Annotated in this window: 12 protein-coding genes; 7 read left to right on the forward strand and 5 right to left on the reverse strand. The window is 64.2% G+C overall.

Translation table 11 applies throughout. The features are described from left to right. The first annotated feature begins 137 nt into the window (after nt 1–137). Together O7A60_RS06585 and O7A60_RS06590 are read left to right on the forward strand one after the other, a co-directional pair. The gene (locus O7A60_RS06585; protein WP_337105592.1) at nt 138–4,925 is read left to right on the forward strand and encodes an NAD-glutamate dehydrogenase; all 4,788 of its coding nucleotides are present in this window, start codon (nt 138–140) and stop codon (nt 4,923–4,925) included. A gap of 85 nt (nt 4,926–5,010) precedes the next feature. Beyond that, entirely contained in the window at nt 5,011–6,387 is a 1,377-nt protein-coding gene (locus O7A60_RS06590) for an MFS transporter (protein ID WP_337105593.1), read from the forward strand. 49 nt (nt 6,388–6,436) lie between these two features. Here O7A60_RS06590 and purH read toward each other — a convergent pair whose 3' ends face one another. Beyond that, complete coding sequence (gene purH, locus O7A60_RS06595) at nt 6,437–8,053, reverse strand: bifunctional phosphoribosylaminoimidazolecarboxamide formyltransferase/IMP cyclohydrolase (RefSeq protein ID WP_337105594.1); 1,617 nt, start codon at nt 8,051–8,053, stop codon at nt 6,437–6,439. Between the two features lie 149 nt (nt 8,054–8,202). Between purH and O7A60_RS06600 the strand changes: the two genes are divergently transcribed. Continuing rightward, on the forward strand, nt 8,203–8,511 hold the full coding sequence (locus tag O7A60_RS06600) for a putative quinol monooxygenase (RefSeq protein ID WP_337105595.1): 309 nt from the start codon (nt 8,203–8,205) through the stop codon (nt 8,509–8,511). A 21-nt stretch (nt 8,512–8,532) separates the two neighbouring features. Here the strand turns inward: O7A60_RS06600 and O7A60_RS06605 are convergent, their stop codons facing one another. From O7A60_RS06605 to htpX, 3 genes are all read right to left on the reverse strand, one after another. Beyond that, on the reverse strand, nt 8,533–10,257 hold the full coding sequence (locus tag O7A60_RS06605; RefSeq protein ID WP_337105596.1) for a heparinase II/III family protein: 1,725 nt from the start codon (nt 10,255–10,257) through the stop codon (nt 8,533–8,535). A gap of 140 nt (nt 10,258–10,397) precedes the next feature. Further along, nucleotides 10,398–11,789, reverse strand: coding sequence for an RsmB/NOP family class I SAM-dependent RNA methyltransferase (locus O7A60_RS06610; RefSeq protein ID WP_337105597.1), 1,392 nt, complete (start codon nt 11,787–11,789; stop codon nt 10,398–10,400). After that, nucleotides 11,786–12,805: a zinc metalloprotease HtpX gene (gene htpX, locus O7A60_RS06615; RefSeq protein ID WP_027145147.1), complete on the reverse strand. Its 1,020-nt coding sequence runs from the start codon at nt 12,803–12,805 to the stop codon at nt 11,786–11,788. The genes O7A60_RS06610 and htpX overlap by 4 nt, the downstream gene beginning before the upstream one ends. A 105-nt stretch (nt 12,806–12,910) precedes the next feature. Here htpX and O7A60_RS06620 point away from each other — a divergent pair, with 105 nt between their 5' ends. Next, nucleotides 12,911–13,132, forward strand: a complete 222-nt coding sequence (locus O7A60_RS06620) for a DUF1674 domain-containing protein (protein WP_027145146.1) — start codon at nt 12,911–12,913, stop codon at nt 13,130–13,132. 156 nt (nt 13,133–13,288) lie between these two features. On the opposite strand, the gene O7A60_RS06625 is transcribed toward O7A60_RS06620, so the two are convergent. Then, complete coding sequence (locus O7A60_RS06625) at nt 13,289–13,954, reverse strand: HAD-IA family hydrolase (RefSeq protein WP_337105598.1); 666 nt, start codon at nt 13,952–13,954, stop codon at nt 13,289–13,291. 172 nt (nt 13,955–14,126) lie between these two features. Between O7A60_RS06625 and O7A60_RS06630 the strand changes: the two genes are divergently transcribed. The 3 genes from O7A60_RS06630 (at nt 14,127) to O7A60_RS06640 (ending at nt 18,351) form a co-directional block, all read left to right on the forward strand. Then, entirely contained in the window at nt 14,127–14,996 is an 870-nt protein-coding gene (locus tag O7A60_RS06630) for a transglutaminase-like domain-containing protein (protein ID WP_337105599.1), read from the forward strand. Between the two features lie 362 nt (nt 14,997–15,358). Then, nucleotides 15,359–16,720 (forward strand): pilus assembly protein, encoded by a 1,362-nt coding sequence (locus O7A60_RS06635; RefSeq protein ID WP_337105600.1) that lies wholly within the window; start codon nt 15,359–15,361, stop codon nt 16,718–16,720. Nucleotides 16,721–17,082: 362 nt separating this feature from the next. Continuing rightward, on the forward strand, nt 17,083–18,351 hold the full coding sequence (locus O7A60_RS06640) for a cyclopropane-fatty-acyl-phospholipid synthase family protein (protein WP_337105601.1): 1,269 nt from the start codon (nt 17,083–17,085) through the stop codon (nt 18,349–18,351). Nucleotides 18,352–18,356 lie beyond the last annotated feature (5 nt).

Raw genomic sequence — 18,356 nt, forward strand, 5'->3', positions numbered from 1 at the left:
GGATCATTTCTCCTCGTCAGGCGATGCCTTGCCGCCGAATTCCGATAATTCTTGGCAAGCCGTCAAACCTTTGTCGCCAAACAGCGGTCATCTGCTACCATAGTCGCAAAAGCATGCGACGGGAGGGAAGAAGCGTCATGGCCAGTGTGAAGTCCGCAGCCAAGTCGAAGAAGAAGGCACCTGCGGCGAAGATCGAGGACAGACCGGCCAGGCTCACCGATTACCTGCTCGCCCGCGCGCCGGCGGAGGATATCGCCGCCTACGACGTGACGGACCTCGAACGTGCCGCCGATCTCGCCGGCCAGGCGGTCGCCGTTCACAAAAAGGGTGAGTGCGTCGTCGCCGTCGAAGCCGATTCGGGCGTCGTTCGCGAAGGCCGCCCGGTGACCGTCATCACGGTCGTCAACGACAACATGCCGTTCCTGTTCGATTCCATCCTCGGCGAGGTCACAGAGACATCAGGTGAACCGACCCTGGTCACCCATCCGGTGATCACGGTTCGCCATGGCAAGACGGGTGTGGACGAGATCCTCGGCGACGGCAATTTCGCCAGGGATGACGGAAGCCATGACCGGCTGAGCGTGATCCATGTCCACATTCCCCGGCTGACGGCGGAACAGGCAAATGGCTTGACCGAGCGGCTGCGCAAGATGCTTGGACAGGTCCACGCCGCGGTCAACGACTGGCGGCCGATGCTGGCCCGGCTCGATCAGGCAATCTCCGAATTCCGCTATTCGGCGGTGCCGCTCGACAAGAAGAGCGTCGCCGAGGCCATCGCCTTCCTGGAGTGGCTGCGCGACGACAACTTCACCTTCCTCGGCATGCGTGAATTCAAATACACCGGCGGCGAGGAAAGCGGCAATCTGGAACGCGCCGAAAAGCCCGGCCTGGGCATCCTGACCGACCCGGACGTGCTGGTGCTGAGGCGCGGGACCGAGGCGGTGACGACGACGCCGGAAATCCGTGCTTTCCTGCACGGACCGGAGCCGCTGATCGTCACCAAGGCCAATGCCAAGTCGCTGGTGCACCGGCGCATCTATCTCGACTACATCGGCGTCAAGACCTACACCGCCAAGGGCGCGTTGGCGGGCGAACTGCGCATCGTCGGCCTGTTCACCTCGACCGCCTATACGCGGTCGGTGATGAAGATCCCGTATCTCAGGTCCAAGGCCGAAACCATCATCGCCAAATCCGGGTTCGACCGCCATGACCACTCCGGCAAGGCGCTGATCAACGTGCTGGAAAGCTACCCGCGCGACGAGCTGTTCCAGGTGCCGGTTCCGATCCTGCGCAAGCATGCCGCTGCCATTCTCGGCCTGGTCGAACGGCCGCGCGTGCGAGCGCTGGTGCGCGCCGACCAGTTCGACCGTTTCGTCTCGATCCTCGTCTTCGTGCCGCGCGACCGCTACGACAGCGTCGTGCGCGAGAAGATCGGCGCCTATCTGAAAACCGTGTTCGAGGGCCGGCTGTCGGCCTACTACCCGGCCTTCCCCGAAGGCGGGCTGGCGCGCGTGCACTTCATCATCGGCCGCTCCGGCGGCAAGACGCCGAAGGTCGAGCAGGCGACGGTAGAGGCGGCGATCCGCGACATCGTGCGCACCTGGGAAGATGCCCTTGCCGACGCAGCGGAAGCCAGCGGCAGCGACCCGGCGTTGAAAGCGATCGCCGCGCGGCTGCCGGAGAGCTACCGGGATACGTTCAGCGCGGCGGTGGCGTTGGCCGACGCCGGGCGTATCGCCAAGATTAGCGCCGGCAATCCGATCGCCATCGACTATTACCGCCATGCCGAGCAGAAGCCACACCAGGCGGCGCTGAAGATCTATCACCATGGCAGCCCGGTGGCGTTGTCGCGGCGCGTTCCGGTGCTGGAGAACATCGGCTTCCGTGTCATCAGTGAGCGCACCTTCGAGGTCGGCGACGACCAGTCGGGCTTGGTCTTCATCCACGACATGGAGCTGGAGAACAGCTACGGCAAGCCGATCGACCTCGCCGACGGCGGCGCGCTGTTCGAGGACGCTTTCCTGTCGGTATGGCGCGGCGATGTCGACAATGATGGCTATAATGGCCTTGCCCAGACCGCCGGCCTGTGGTCGGGCGAGATCACGATCCTGCGCGCCTATGGCCGCTATTTGCAGCAGGTCGGCATTCCGCAGAGCCAGGATTTCATTGCCGCGGCGCTCAACCGCTATCCCGAGATCGCGCGGGGCCTGCATGACCTGTTCATCGCGCGGCTCGGCCCGGCGGCGGAAACGGAAGGCGTGGTGGCGGCCAAGCACCTCAAGGCCAAGATCAGGGATGCGCTGGAAGATGTGCCCAACATCGACGACGACACCATCATCCGCCGCTATTTAAATCTGATCGAAGCCTCGCTGCGCACCAATCATTTCGTTGCCGATACGAAACAGAAAGGCCAGTCGCTGGCGATCAAGCTCGAATCGCAGGCGGTCGAGGGATTGCCGGCGCCGCGGCCATGGCGGGAAATCTTCGTCTACGGCTCCGAGGTCGAAGGCCTGCATCTGCGCTTCGGCCCGGTGGCGCGTGGCGGCTTGCGCTGGTCGGACCGCGCCCAGGACTACCGCACCGAAGTGCTCGGGCTGGTCAAGGCGCAACAGGTCAAGAATGCCGTCATCGTGCCGGTCGGCGCCAAGGGCGGCTTCTATCCCAAGAAGCTGCCGATGAGCGCCGGCCGCGACGCCATTTTCGAGGCCGGCACCTCGGCTTACAAGAACTTTGTCTCCAGCCTGCTGTCGATCACCGACAATATCGGCCTGGACGGCGTCATTCCGCCGGCCGGCGTGGTGCGCCGCGACCAGGACGATCCTTATTTCGTCGTCGCCGCCGACAAGGGCACGGCGACCTTCTCCGACACCGCCAACGCCATCTCCGAGAAGCACGGCTTCTGGCTCGACGATGCCTTCGCCAGCGGCGGTTCGGCCGGCTACGACCACAAGAAGATGGGCATCACCGCCAAGGGCGCCTGGGAAGCGGTCAAGCGGCATTTCCGCGAGATGAACCGCGATGTCCAAACCTCGCCGTTCTCTGTTGTCGGTGTCGGTGACATGTCGGGCGACGTGTTCGGCAACGGCATGCTGTTGTCGCCGAAAACGCGGCTGATCGCCGCCTTCGACCATCGCGACATCTTCATCGATCCGGATCCTGACATGGCGGCCTCGATGGCCGAGCGCGAGCGCATGTTCGCGTTGCCGCGTTCGAGCTGGCAGGACTATGACAAGACCAAGCTGTCGGAAGGCGGCGTCATCGTCTCGCGCAACCAGAAGTCGATCACCTTGCCGGCGGCCGCGGCGGTCGCGATCGGCCTCGCCAAGACGACCGCCACGCCGGTCGAGATCATGACCGCCATCCTCAAGGCGCCGGTCGACCTGTTGTGGTTCGGCGGCATCGGCACGTATCTCAGGGCGTCGACCGAAACGAATGCCGAGGTTGGCGACCGCGCCAACGATGCCGTCCGCATCACGGCGCTCGACGTGCGCGCCAAGGTGATCGGCGAGGGCGCCAATCTGGGTGTGACGCAGCGCGCACGCATCGAGTTCGGCATGAATGGCGGCCGCTGTAATTCCGACGCCATCGACAATTCGGGCGGCGTCAACTGCTCCGACGTCGAGGTCAACATCAAGATCGCGCTGGCGTCCGCGATGCGCAAGGGATCGCTGACGCGTCCGGCGCGCAACAAGCTGCTGGCCGAGATGACCGACGAGGTCGGCGGCCTGGTGCTGTCCAACAACTACCAGCAGACGCTGGCGCTTTCGATCGCCCGCAAGCGCGGTCTCGCCGACATCGCGCATCAAAGCCGCTTCATGACGGCGCTGGAGGCGCGCGGCCTGCTCGATCGTGTGGTAGAGACGTTGCCGTCGCCGGTAGCCCTTGCCGAACGCGAGGCACGCGGCGAGCCGCTGACCCGGGCCGAGCTTGGCGTTCTGCTCGCCTATGCCAAGATCGTGCTGTTTTCCGACATCGTCGCCAGCGACGTGCCGGACGATGCGCATTTCGACCGCGATCTGATGGGCTATTTCCCGGACCGGATGGCGAAGAAATACGCTTCCGAGATCCACGGTCATCGGCTGCGCCGCGAGATCATCGCCCGTGTCGTGGCCAACGACCTGGTCAATCGCGGCGGGCCGTCCTTCGTCAACCGGCTGCAGGAAGCGACGGGGCGCACCGCCGCCGATGTGGTGCGCACCTTCGCCGTGGTGCGCGATGGCTTTGCGCTGCCGGCGCTCTATCGCGAGATCGACGCGCTCGACAACCAGATCGACGGCCAGGTGCAGCTCGATCTCTATCAGATGGTGAGCCGGCTCATCTATATGAGCAGCGGCTGGTATCTGAAGAACGATGCCGGCACGGCACCGCTCGGCCAGCGCATCGCCGAACTGCAGGATGCGCGCAAGGCGCTGGAGCCCAAACTGGTATCGCTGCTGCCGGCTTTTTCCCGCGAGCGGATCGAGGAGAAGCGGCACGGGCTGTTCAAGGCTGGCGCCCCGGAGAAGCTGGCCGAGCAGCTGGCGATGAGCGAGGCGGCGGAGCTCATCCCCGACATCGCGCTGACGGCGCGCACCGCCGGTGCCGATATTGTCGCGGCCGCCAGGGCGTTCTTCGCCGTCAGCGATGCCTTCCGCATCCCGCGCGTCGAGGATGCGGCGCGCTCGATCACGCCTTCGGACTATTATGATCAACTCGCTCTGTCCCGCGCCACCGACACGATCGGCGCGGCACGGCGCGGTATCGCGGTCGCCGCGCTCACCGGCCAGTCCAAGGCGGCCGATCCGGTGGCGGCCTGGCTCGAAGCCGGCGGCGAGCGGGTGGCGCGCATCCGCGATCGGCTACAGGCGCTGACGGAAGGCGGCGACATCACCGTGTCGCGGCTGTCGGTTGCGTCAGGCCTGATGAGCGATCTGACGGGAATGTGAGCCAGCGCTTGTCCATTTGCATGAACATTCGAAACATGCAGACATGGCGCCCCAAATGGGCGGAGCGGGTGCCGGGGGAATCACTATGGCGGTAGAGACGATCCAGCGGGCGTCCGGGCGCGGCATTTGGGGGTGGATGTTCTTCGACTGGGCGGCGCAGCCGTTCTTCACGGTCGTCACCACCTTCATTTTCGGCCCCTATTTCGTTTCGCGCATGGCGGGCGATCCCACCACCGGCCAAGCCGTCTGGGGCTATGGCATCGCCGCTGCCGGGCTGGTCATCGCGGTGCTGTCGCCGATCCTCGGTTCGATCGCCGACCAGACCGGACCGCGCAAGCCATGGATCGCCTTCTTCGCCGCGATCAAGGTCACCAGTCTCACCTTGCTCTGGTTCGCCGCGCCCGGCTCGAACCTGTTCCTGATCGTGGCGCTGTTCTCGCTGGCGTCGGTGGCGGCGGAGTTTTCCACCGTCTTCAACGATTCCATGATGCCGCGCCTGGTGCCGAAGAGCGAGATCGGCCGCATCTCCAACGTGGCCTGGGGCCTCGGTTATCTCGGGGGCATGATCGCACTGATCTTCGTCGTCACCTGCCTGGCCGGCTCGCCGGAAACCGGCAAGACGATCATCGGCATCATCCCATTGTTCGGTCTTGACCCGCAGCTGGGCGAGGATGCCCGCGCCACCGGGCCGCTGTCGGCCGGATGGTATTTCCTGTTCATCCTGCCGATGTTCTTCTTCACGCCCGACGCGATCAAGGGCATCCCGATCGGGCCGGCGGTGCGCGAAGGCCTGTCGGAGCTGAAATCGACGCTGGCCGAGGTGCGCAAGCGTGGCGGCATCTTCCGCTTCCTCGTCGCCCGCATGATCTATCAGGATGGCGTCAATGCGCTACTGGCGCTGGGCGGCACCTTCGCGGCGGGCATGTTCCAATGGTCGATCACCGAGATCGGCATGTTCGGCATCATCCTCAACGTCGTCGCCATCTTCGGTTGCTGGATCGCGGCGCGGCTCGACACCGGCCTGGGTTCCAAGGCGGTGGTGATGATTTCGCTGGTCATGCTGTCCATCGCCACCATCGGCGTCGTCTCGACCGGCCCGGGCTTCACGCTGCTTGGCCTGATCCAGCTTTCGACCGCCGACTCGGGAGGCCTGTTCGGCACGGCGGCCGAAAAGGCCTACATCATGTACGGCCTGCTGATCGGCCTGGCTTTCGGGCCGGTGCAGGCGTCGTCGCGCTCCTACATGGCGCGCAGCGTGACCGCAGCCGAATCCGGCCGCTATTTCGGCATCTATGCGCTGGCCGGGCGGGCAACCAGTTTCCTGGCGCCGTTCATGGTGGCGACGATTACCGCAACCAGCGGCTCGGCGCGGCTTGGCATGGCGGCGATTATCCTGTTCCTGGCCATCGGCATGGCGATCCTGGTTCGCACACCGTATCCGGCGGATCGGCCAGTTGAATAGCAGCGCCTCTTCCTTCTCCCACAACAAGGGGAGAAGGGGAAGAAGCTCCTCAATGCCGGAAATGCCGCACGCCTGTGAACACCATGGCGATGCCGTGTTCGTCGGCGGCGGCGATGACGTCGTCGTCGCGCATCGAACCGCCCGGCTGGATCACGGCGGTGGCACCGGCTTCGATGGCCGACAGCAGGCCGTCGGCGAAGGGAAAGAAGGCGTCCGAAGCGACCACCGAGCCCTTGGTCAACGGCTCCGCCATGCCTGCCGTCTCCGCCGCGTCGACGGCCTTGCGCGCGGCGATGCGTGAGGAATCGACCCGGCTCATCTGGCCGGCGCCGATGCCGACGGTGGCACCGTCCTTGGCATAGACGATGGCGTTCGACTTGACGTGCTTGGCGACGCGGAAGGCGAATTTCAGATCGGCCATTTCGCTCGGCGTAGGCGCGCGCTTCGTCACCACCTTCAATTCGAGGTCGTCGACCACGGCGTTGTCGCGGCCCTGGACGAGCAGGCCACCGGAAACCGACTTGACCGTCGTGCCTGCGGTGCGCGGGTCGGGGAGGCCGCTGGTGACCAGCAGGCGCAAATTCTTCTTGGCAGCTATGATTGCCGCGGCCTCGTCGGTGGCGTCGGGGGCGATGATCACCTCGGTGAAGGTCTTCACGATTTCCTCGGCCGCCTCGGCGTCAAGGGTGCGGTTCAAGGCGACGATGCCGCCGAAGGCCGAGACCGGGTCGCAGGCGAGCGCCTTGGCGTAGGCCGCTTTCAGCGACGTACCTTCGGCCACGCCGCACGGATTGGCGTGCTTGATGATCGCGACGGCGGCCGAGCGGTTCGGATCGAACTCGCCGGCCAGTTCGAAGGCGGCATCGGTGTCGTTGATGTTGTTGTAGGATAGCTGCTTGCCCTGCAGCTGCCGCGCCGTGGCGACGCTTGGCCGCTTGTCGCCATTGACGTAGAAGCCGGCATCCTGATGCGGGTTTTCGCCATAGCGCATGACCTCGGCAAGCCTGCCGCCGAAGGCGCGCCAGGTCGGATGCTCGATCTCCAGCGCCTCGGCGAACCAGCCCGAGATCGCCGCGTCATAAGTGGCGGTGCGGGCGAAGGCCTTGGCCGCCAGCTTCTTGCGGAAATCCAGCGACAGCGAGCCGATGTTCATCTCCAGCGCGTTGAGCACCGCGGCGTAGTCGCCGGGGTCGGTGACAATGGCGACATAGGCATGGTTCTTGGCCGAGGCGCGGATCATCGCCGGGCCGCCAATGTCGATATTCTCGACGATGGCCGCGTAGTCGGCGCCGGAGCGGCGGACTTCCTCGAACGGATAAAGGTTGGAGACGACGAGATCGATCGGCTCGATGCCGTATTTGCGCATCGCCAATGCATGCTCGGGATCGTCGCGCACACCAAGCAGCGCGCCGTGCACGGACGGGTGCAGCGTCTTGACGCGGCCGTCCATGATCTCGGGAAAACCGGTGAGCTCGGAGACATCGCGCACCGCCATGCCGGCTTTGGCGATCGCTTTTGCCGTGCCGCCGGTGGAGACGAGTTCGACACCGGCCGCGGCCAGCGCCCTGGCGAAATCGATCAGCCCGGTCTTGTCGAAGACGGAGAGCAAGGCACGGCGGACGGGAACGAGGTCCGGGGCGGGAATATTCTTGGCGGCGACGGCCATTGGCTGGCGGCCTTTCACGGCTGGTGTGATGGATGCCCGCGCCGTAGCATATGAGGCCCGGAAATCAAGCGTCGCGCGTCATTCGACGGTTTCATATGAAATTGAGGGCATCCAGTATAGGCTCATCTTCTCGCGATGGAGGAAAACCTATGGCATTCGTGCGTATTGGCCAGTTCAGGGCGTTGCCGGACACGACGGAGCGGTTGCTGGACGTCTACGAGGCCGAGGCGATCCCCGCCATCCGCGCTGCCGAGGGCAATATCAGCGCCGTGCTGCTGCAGCAGCACCAGGCGCGCGACACGTTCATGGCAATCAACGTTTGGAGCACGGCAGAGGATGCCGAGCGCTATGACCGAAGCGGCGAGGCGGCGGCGACGGTCGACAAGATCCGCTTCGCCTTCGCCGGTCCGCCATCGCTCAGCACCTATGACGCCTTCGGTATCCCGCAGCAGGCTTGAGCCGACTGGTTTGGCGGCGGTTCAGTTGTTTTCGGGATAACCGGCGATCTTTGTCCGCGTCAGCTGCCAATGGACTTCGGCAATTTCGGACGCCTTGAAGGCGAGCACGATCTGGCGGCTGCGGCGCGGCCCGCCCAGACCGGCGAAATAGATCGATTCCTCAACTTCGGGCACCACCTCGTCCGAGGTGAACACCCAAGTGTCGGCCAGATCGGCGGTCAGCACCAGCCGCTCCTGTTCGTCCTGCAGCAGATTGATGTCCGGATGGACGTGAAAGCGCACGGTGATGAAATCGCGGCCGCTGTTGCGGATCGCGGCGTTGCCGGGCCGCTGGAACCGGTCCCGGCCCGCCAGCACATTGCCGTCCGAGGAGAGTTTCAGCTCACGCTCGTGCAGGAAGCCGAAACGCTGCAGATAGCCGTCATGGCGGGCGATGAAACCGTGGACGCCCTTCTGGTCGATCCGCTTGCACTGCACTTGCTGTGGGCCGCCGATCAATGGTGAACCCAACTGGTCGTTGACCCGCAGCGCGTGGGTGAAACGCGCCGAAGACGTGTCGTTGATGGTGGCTGTCGAATGCGCTGCGGTGGCGCGGGCCAGTGGCCGGAACTCGGCGGCGCCGTAGGTGTCGATGCCGGCATTGACGATATAGTGCTGGCGGCCCGACGACAGTTCGAAGGCGAGGCAGCCGGCATGGGCTGCATTGGACACGTCGACCGGCGGCGGCAGGCCGGTATCGGCGATCACGGTGGTGCCGCCGATCGCCAGCCGTTCATAGCCCGAATGCGGTGCATGCAGCAGCGGGGAGCCGGCGGTGTCGTCAAGGCGCAGGATGGTGGCGATGCGGTCATGGATTGTGGCGCCCATACCGTTGAAGCGGGCGAGGCTGCCATCCTGATGACGGAAGAAGCGCAGCGCCGGCAGCATGCGGTCGATGGCGCCGATCAGCGCCTGCGGCGGCGCTTCGGCCTGGTTGGCGTAGGTCTGGCGCAGCGGCAGGAGGTCGGCGAGGATTTCCAGCACAGCCATTGGATTGCGCGAGATATGGCCGCCATCGGCAAGGATCTGGCGATTGAGTTCCCCGGCAAGGTTGCGGGTGGCGCCGCGCAGCGCGGAGGCCGGCGCCGGCAGGGACAGTGCCGCGAAGGCCAGTGCGATGCGGGCGCGCAGCCGGTCCTTGCCGTCGGGCATTTCGCGCGCCATCGACCTGAGATAGCGGATCTGCATGGCCAGCGATTTCAGGAACGCGCGGTAAAAGGGGAACTCGGCGCCCTGCAGCACAACGGAGGAATGCTGCAGCCAGGCGATGATGCGTTTGGCCGTCGTGCCTGGCTCCCAGGCGATGCCTGAAATATGGTTGCCATGCATGGCGATCCAGTCGGAGACGAGCGCGCGGGCGTTTGCCGCGGCGAGCTCCGTGCCGGCGGCACGCATGTGGCGCAGCCAGCGGAAGCCATGCAGCGTCTTCTGCCACCCGTGATTGGGGACATTGATCTGGAAGGGCGACTTGCCGCCGGTCTCGACCAGATGGCCAGACAGTGGATAGCGGCCGTAATAGATCTCGAGTGCGATCTGCGGGTCGGCGAGGCGCAGGTCCGGCGGCGCGATCAGGACACGTTCGGGCGTGCGGCCGGAATAGCGCCAGCGATAGACCGGGCTGGCACGCAGGCGCCGGCGCGTCTTGCGCCAGAACTCCTTCGCGACCAGCGTCCACAGACGCGTCGTGTTGCTGGCAGCCAGTGCCAAAACCCCTCCTGATCGTCCTCTACCCCAAGCACAAGCTTATATGGTTCAAGAACTTATGCGAAGGCGAATTCCATAGGACGGAGCCGGGTCCCCTGCTTTTGGACCGGTTCCTTCCTAAAAAAATCTGCAAATCCCAGTGCTTAGGCCGAGGTTCGACGCATGCGCGCGGCGAAGAAGCCGTCCAGACCGGAGCGCTCCGGCGCGCCGAGGTCAAGATCGGCGGGCGTGGTGCGCAGTGTGCCTTGCGGCGTCAGGAACGAATCGATGCCGGCGATCTCACCTTGCCGCAGCGGATCGTCAATGACCGCAGCCGTGTCCTTGAGAACGGAACGATGCAGTTCTTCGCCTTCGAGCGGGTCGAGCGAACAATTGGAAAAGACGATCCGGCCGCCGGGCCTGACCAGTGTAACGGCGCGGGCGAGCAGCCTGCGTTGCAGGTCGGCGAGTTTTCCGACGTCCGCCGCCGTCTTGGTCCACGGCACGTCCGGATGCCGCCGCACCGTGCCCGTCGAGGAACACGGCGCATCGAGCAGCACGGCGTCGAACAATTCGCTGGGCTCGTATTTGAGCAGATCGGCCTGGACGATGTCGGCGGAGAGGCCGAGGCGGTCGAGATTCTGCGCCAGCCGCGCCAAGCGGTTCTTCGAGGTGTCTACCGCTGTGACCCTGGCGCCAGCGAGAATGAGCTGCGCGGTCTTGCCGCCGGGCGCTGCGCAAAGGTCGGCGACGCGCAGGCCGGTGACACCGCCGAACAGCCGGGCGGGAAGGCTGGCCGCCGCATCCTGGACCCACCATGCCCCCTCCGCGAAGCCCGGCAATTCCGTGACGGCGCAGGCTAGCTTCTCCACCCGAACCGTTCCCGTGGGCAGGACAATGCCGCCGAGCTTTTCGGCCCAGAGTTCGGCATCGGCCTTGACCGAGAAATCGACCGGCGCCTCGTGGCGATGGGCAGCCAGGATCTGCCGGGCCTTCTCGGTGCCATAGGCGGCCTTCAGCCGGTCGGAAAACCATTTTGGCGCTTCGTCTGTGGCGGCAAGCGCGGCCGGAAGCTCGACTTCCTTGGCTCGCGCCAGCGTGCGCAGCACGCCGTTGACCAAGCCGGAAAAGCGCTGCGTGCGGGGGTCGGATTTGGCGTGGGTCACGGCAAGGTCGACGGCGGCACTGTCGGGGATGTCGAGGAACAGGATCTGCGCTGCCGCCACATGCAGTATGTGCGACAAGGCGGTCGCGTTGGGCGGCAGCGGCTTTTCCAGGCGCCGCGCCAGCAGTCCCGATATTGTCATGCGGTAGCGCAGCGCGGTTACCAGTATGGCGCGCACCAGGCCACGGTCGCGCAAATCGAGTGCCCGGTATTGCGGGTGGCCGTTCTCGTGATCGGTCAGGCCGTCTAGCGGCGTGCGGGCGTCGATGACTGCGGCCAGCAGCCGCGCGGCCGCCTTGCGCGCGGCGAGACCGGCAACGAACTCGCCGCCGGCATTATGTTCCTGATCGCCTGAAACCGTGCGTCGAGGTGCTCTGCCCGCCACGCTCACGACCACCGGCCCTTGGGCCCGGTCGGGTTGCGACCCCACGGATTGGATTTCGGGCTGGCCGGTTCGGCCGGCTGTTCCGGTTCGGCCGGCTTGCCCCACGGTCCAGCCGCTTGCGGCTCGTCCATTTGCGGTGGCGTCGGTGCCTGGCGCTGCGCGGTTCGCGGAGCGCCATCGCCCATCTGCCGCGCCATTGCCTGCAGGGCGGCGATGCGGTTGTCGGTGCTCGGATGGGTGGAGAACAGACTGTCCATGCGCTCGCCATGCAGGGGGTTGATGATGAAGAGATGCGCCATCGCGGGATTGCGCTCGGCATCGGGGTTGGGAATGCGTTCGGCCCCGCGGGCGATCTTGTCAAGCGCGGAGGCCAGCCATAGCGGGTGTCCACAGATTTCGGCGCCGCGCCGGTCGGCCTCATATTCGCGGGTGCGGCTGACCGCCATCTGCACGATCATGGCCGCGAAGGGCGCGACGATCATCGCCGCCAGCACGCCGACAAAGCCGAACGGGTTGTTGTCGCGGTTGCCGCCAAGGAAAAAGGCGAAATTGCCGAGCATCGAGATGGCACCGGCAAAGGTGGCGACGATGGTCATGGTCAGCGTGTCGCGGTGCTGGACGTGGGCGAGCTCATGCGCCATCACGGCGGCGACCTCTTCATGGGTTAGCCGCTGCAGCAGGCCGGTGGAGGCGGCGACAGCCGCGTTCTGCGGATTGCGGCCGGTGGCAAAGGCATTCGGCTGCGGATTGTCGATCAGATAGGTTTTCGGCATCGGCAGCCCGGCCTGTTTGGCCAGTGCCTGGACGATGGCGTAATATTCCGGCGCGTTCTTCTCGTCGACCTCGACGGCGCGGTTCATCGACAGCACCATCTTGTCGGCGTTCCAGTAGCTGAACAAATTGGTGCCGGCAGCGACCAGCAGGGCGATCATCATGCCGCCCGAACCGCCAATCAGGAAGCCGACGCCCATGAACAGCGCAGTCATGGCGGCGAGAAGCATGGCGGTGCGGATGGTGTTCATCGTCTGCTCCTGTCCGGATGGTGGTGAAAAAGGGTCGATCCGAGTGAGGTCATCGCTATATGATGGGAAACGCCTGTTCCTGTTTCAATCCGGTCGAGATATCGCATGAACGATGAAACCAGTAAAACGCCGGCCGGCACGGATGACGGCGAGCCGCCAAAAGAGCTGACGCCCGCCGCCCGCCGCGCGCTGCAGGAAGCTGAGGCAAGGCGGCAAGACTACCGCCGCAAGGAAGCAGCACTGCCCCGGGAAATCGGCGGCCGCGGCGGCAAGGAACCCGGCCGCTATGGCGACTGGGAGGTCAAAGGCCTGACCAGCGACTTCTAGAGTGTGTTGATATTCAGGTGAGACCGGCCTGCAAACGGAAGCTGCCTGCGCTTCCGTTGCTCACGTAGCTCAGTACGCTCCGCTCCGGTTCTCGGCAGCTTCCGTTTTCGACTCGGCCTGACCTGAATCTCGGCACACTCCAGGCCGCGCTGCACTCTAAGCTGCGTTGCGCTGCGGCTCGAGCGCGACCCAGCCGCGTTCGTCGACGGTGATGTCGATTTCGTCGTAACCGGCGATCGCGGCATGCTGTGTTGCCAGGGGATGCTGGTGCGTGGCGTTGATCACCATGACCGACGCTCCCGCCGCCTCCGCCGCCGCGATGCCAGCCGGGGCATCCTCGAACACCAGGCAGTCACGCGCGTCGAAGCCAAGCCGTCTTGCGCCGAGCTGGAAACAGTCGGGCGCCGGCTTGCCGCGGGAAACATCCTCCGCCGCGACGAGGACCCCAGGGACAGGGATGCCGGCGACCTTCATGCGTGCAAGCGCCAACGAGCGTGGCGCCGAGGTTACGATCGCCCAGCGCTCCGGCGGCAGCGCGTTGAGAAACGCCACGGCACCGGAGATCTGGAGGATGCCCTCGAGATCGTCGGCCTCGGCCTTCAGCAGTAAATCGGCTTCGTGTGTCGGGTCGACGCCCGGGAGTGCAAGGGCGGTGATGGTCTCGATCGCCCGCACGCCATGAATTGTCGGCAGGAAGGCCGCGACGTCGAGGCCGTGGCGCAGCGCCCAGTCGCCCCAGACCCGCTCCGCCGAGGCGATGGAATTGATGAGCGTGCCGTCCATATCGAAGAGGAAGGCGGCGAATTTTTTGCCAGCAAACATGATTTTCCTTGAAGTCCGGGGGAGGGTGTCGAGGGAGGACGCAACCGTAACGCCAAGGTGCCGACATGAAAAGGCGCGAGAGCGCTTTTGGGTCGCGATCCAGGGAACCACCGTCACCTTGCAACGTTTGAAACCGTACAATTCCCATCACGCGAACCAGGGGACGACGCCCATGCTGATACGCCTCGGCTACGAGATCGCGATTGAATGCGCCGAGGCAACCCCGGTGATTTCTCTGCTCGAAATCCACAAGGACAGGCGGGCCGACATCAAGCGGCAGACGCGTGTGCTCATCTCGCCATCGGTGCCGACCAGGCTCTATCACGACCTGCATGGCAATGCCTGCCGCCGTTTTACCGCGCCTGCCGGCGGCTTTCGCATCCTCTACGACGCGGTTGTTGAGGACAGTGGCGAGACGGACGAGGTCAACACGCTGGCCCGGGAAATGCCGGTCGCCGAGTTACCCGACGAGGTGCTCTTCTATCTCCTGGGCAGCCGCTATTGCGAGACAGATCATCTGAGCAATCTCGCCTGGCAGCTTTTCGGCCATCTTCCGTCCGGTTGGGCGCGGGTGCAGGCGATTGTCGACTATGTCCACAACCGCCTGTCCTTCGGCTATGGCTATGCGCGTTCGACCCGCACCGCCGCGCAGGCGCACGAGGAACGCGTCGGAGTGTGCCGCGACTTCGCCCATCTGGCGATCACGCTTTGCCGTTGCATGAACATTCCGGCGCGCTACGTGAACGGCTATCTCGGCGACATCGGCGTGCCGGCCGATCCGGCGCCGATGGATTTCTCGGCCTGGATGGAAGCGTTCCTCGACGGCAAGTGGTACACGTTCGATCCGCGCCACAACCGGCCCAGGGTTGGTCGGGTCGTCATCGCGCGCGGCCGCGACGCCACCGACGTTCCCTTGCTGCACAGTTTCGGCCCGCACCGGCTCACCTTGTTCAAGGTATGGACCTACGAACAGGAAGGCAGGCTGTTCAATCCACCCCACCACGGTATCGACAGGACAGTCAGCGCGCAGGTGCTGGCCTAGCTATATTGATATTCAGGTGAGGCCGGCCTGACCTGAATATCAACACGCTGGGTAGTTTGTGCCTCGACATGCCTCGCAACCCTGGGACAGTTGGTCCGCTTCGGCACAGAAGGCCTGTGCCGCAACAGGACGCCGCCACGCTTCGGCGATTGCCTCGTCTCGACATGGTAAGCGCCTGGTAAACGCGGCGACGATCGTGGTTTTCGTTTACCAGTCATTCACCTTCACGAAGGTCGAAAGCAAACAAAAACAACGGTTTGATGTCTGGTCGAAAGTGTTGCGGCCGGAGGTGGCGTCATCCGGCTGGAATCCTGCATTGCCCTGTCCGCGGCGACGAGGCCGAGGCAAGCGGAGGCTGTTGGATGCGGAATTACGGGGGTCTTGTTCACGCGGTCGGCGGGTTCGCCAGAGATCGCGGTGGAAATTTCGCGGTCCTGTTCGGCTTTGCTGCCTCGGTCTTGGCGCTGGTCGCGGGCTTCTCGGTCAATGTCACGCAGCTCTACAATGCCAAATCGAGCCTGCAGGGCGTCGTCGACGCGGCCGTGACATCGACGGCACGTGACCTGACCACCGGTGCCATCAAGGAGGCCGACGCAAACAAATCCGTGCAGGCCTTTCTCGACGCCAACGCTACCGCCGGAATTCTGCAGGCCGGCCAAGTCATTCTTGACCGGCTGATCGTCGACAAGATCGCAAAAACGGTCCAGGTGGACGCTCACGTCGATGTTGCCCTGTTCTTCCCGATTTTCGGCACGGACGATGCGAGGCGGGTCACTGCTTCGACAACATCGCTCTATTCGGACAAGACCATCGAAGTGGCGATGATGCTCGATGTAACCGGATCGATGGCCGGTCAGAAAATCAAGGACCTGAGGACCGCCGCCGCCAATGCGGTGGACAGCTTCCTGGGCACTCAGGACCCGAACAAGCCGCGCGTTCGCCTCTCCATCGTGCCCTACGCCAATTCGGTCAATACCGGCCAACTTGCGGCCAGCAGCGTCTATGTGGAAGCCAATGCCAGTCAGCGCAAGCAGGCGCCCGGCAATGCGAGCGCTCAACCTGCTTCGGCATCCCCGCGCCCGGACAATTGCGCCACCGAACGCAAGGGGACCGATCAATATTCGGACGCGGGTCCTGGCTCCAGCATGGTCAACCGCGACTATCTGTTGTCTAGCTTTGCCGTCAACACAAACACTGCGGCTTGCCCGGCCGCCGCACTCGTCCCTTTGACGGCTGACGTCGCCACGCTCAAGAATGTCATCCAGAATCTCGGCGCCTCGGGGGGTACTGCCGGCCACATCGGCGTTCAATGGACCTGGTATATGCTGTCGGAAAGCTGGGGCGGCGTGCTCAATGCCTCTCAGCGGCCAGCCAAATTCGATCCCAAGAAAGTTGGCAAGTACGCGATCCTTATGACAGACGGCGAATTCAACCTGTCCTATTTCGACGCGACCAGCGTTGGCGGAGTCTATAACGATGCCGGCAAGGAAACGACCCGCACGGCCGCGACAAAACTCTGCGCCGCCATGCGCGACAAAGGCATAGAGATCTTCACGATCGGCTTCAAACTCGATGAGACGAATGCCGCTTCGACGCTCCAGAACTGTGCCAGCCCCGATACCGGTTCGGTCAAGCACTTCTACCAGGCCGCCGACGGGGCCGAATTGGATTCGGCGTTTCAGACAATCGCCCGCAACATCGAAACCCTTGCTTTGACGAAGTAGGACCCATCCCAAACGGAAAAGGCCGCCGCTTCTTTCGAAGCCGGCGGCCTTCCGTGTTTCCGTCCATGGCGCGGCTCAATGGCGGTGACGTTCACGTCACCCGCCGCGCATCTCGCGCCTTAACGGGAAGACTGCTTCCCGAAAGTGCAATCCGCTGAGGCCACGTTCTGGAAAACGAAATCACTCGACATCGGATCACCTCCTTTCGATTTGTTGAACACACCCTCATGATGGGGTGCGTTGCAGCAAATGACAAGTGCCATGCTGAAAAAGGCATCCTTGCCGGAAGATGGCCCCTATGCTTTGGCTTGCGATCCAGGTCCCGAACGGACAAGATTGAGCCATCGACAGGGGGGATGGGTATGGACGCCACCGAAAGAGCTGCGCGCATCGTTCGAACGGTAGTCGAGGCGGTGAAGCCCGCCTTCGCGGTCAGGCTGTGGACCGGCGAGCGGATCGGTCCCGCCACCGGCCCCGTGCTCGTCATCAACGACCACGACATTGTCTGGCAGATCGTTCGCCGACCTTCCCTGTCGACCCTTATCGAGATGTGGATTTCCAAGGCAGTCGACATCGAGGATGGATCGCTGTTCGATTTCTACGCCCTGCCTTCGACGGGCAAGCTGCGGTCGAAGCTGAAGACATTGCCGAAACGGGCGCTTCTGCGTGACTTGCCGGCGGTGCTGTTTTCGAGAAAGCAGATGGCGTCGCGGGTTGATCTCACTGGTCGCAACCCGTTCGTCAGCGGCTCCAGCAAGGAGGCGATCCAGCATCACTATGATATCTCGAATGCCTTCTACGGGCTCTTTCTCGACGAGCGCATGGTCTATAGCTGCGGGTATTTCCAGGATTTCGCAAACGGCATCGACGAGGCGCAGGTCGACAAGCTCGACCATATCTGCCGCAAGCTTCGGCTGAAACCCGGTGAAAGATTGCTCGACATCGGCTGCGGCTGGGGCGCGATGCTGATCCACGCCGCGAAAAATTATGGTGTCGTCGGACACGGCGTATCGCTGTCGCAGGCCCAGACCTCGCTAGCCCGCGAGCGCATTCGCGCCGAGGGTCTGGAGGACAAGATCACCATCGAGATAAAGTCCTACGCAGAGCTCACCGGCACCTTCGACAAGATATCGTCCATCGGTATGTTCGAGCATCTGGGCCTGGCAAACCATGCGGCCTACTTCTCCGCTGTCCACCGGCTGCTGAAACCGGGCGGCATCTATCTGCATCACGCCATCACAAGGCGCAGCAAGGGCGACATCAAGAAGACCCTGCGCAAGGGGCCGGAATACAAGGCGCTGATCAAATACATCTTCCCGGGTGGCGAGCTCGACACGATCGGCATGACGCTAGGCAATCTCGAAGCGCACGGCTTCCTCGTCTACGATGTCGAGAATTTGCGCGAGCACTATGCCCGCACCTGCAGGCTGTGGGCCGAGCGTCTGCAGGCGCGGTTCGGCGAGGCGGTCGCCGAGGTCGGCGAAGCCAAGGCGCGGCTATGGCTGCTTTACCTGAGCGGCTGCTCCATCACCTTCGAACGCGCCTCGGCGCAGATATTCCAGACCGTCGCCACCAAACGCGCGCGAGGCCCGAGCGGCCTGCCACCGACCCGGGCGGACCTTTATCGATAGGCTTG

It is taken from the genome of Mesorhizobium salmacidum (SeqCode) (assembly GCF_037179605.1).
GTDB lineage: Bacteria > Pseudomonadota > Alphaproteobacteria > Rhizobiales > Rhizobiaceae > Mesorhizobium > Mesorhizobium salmacidum.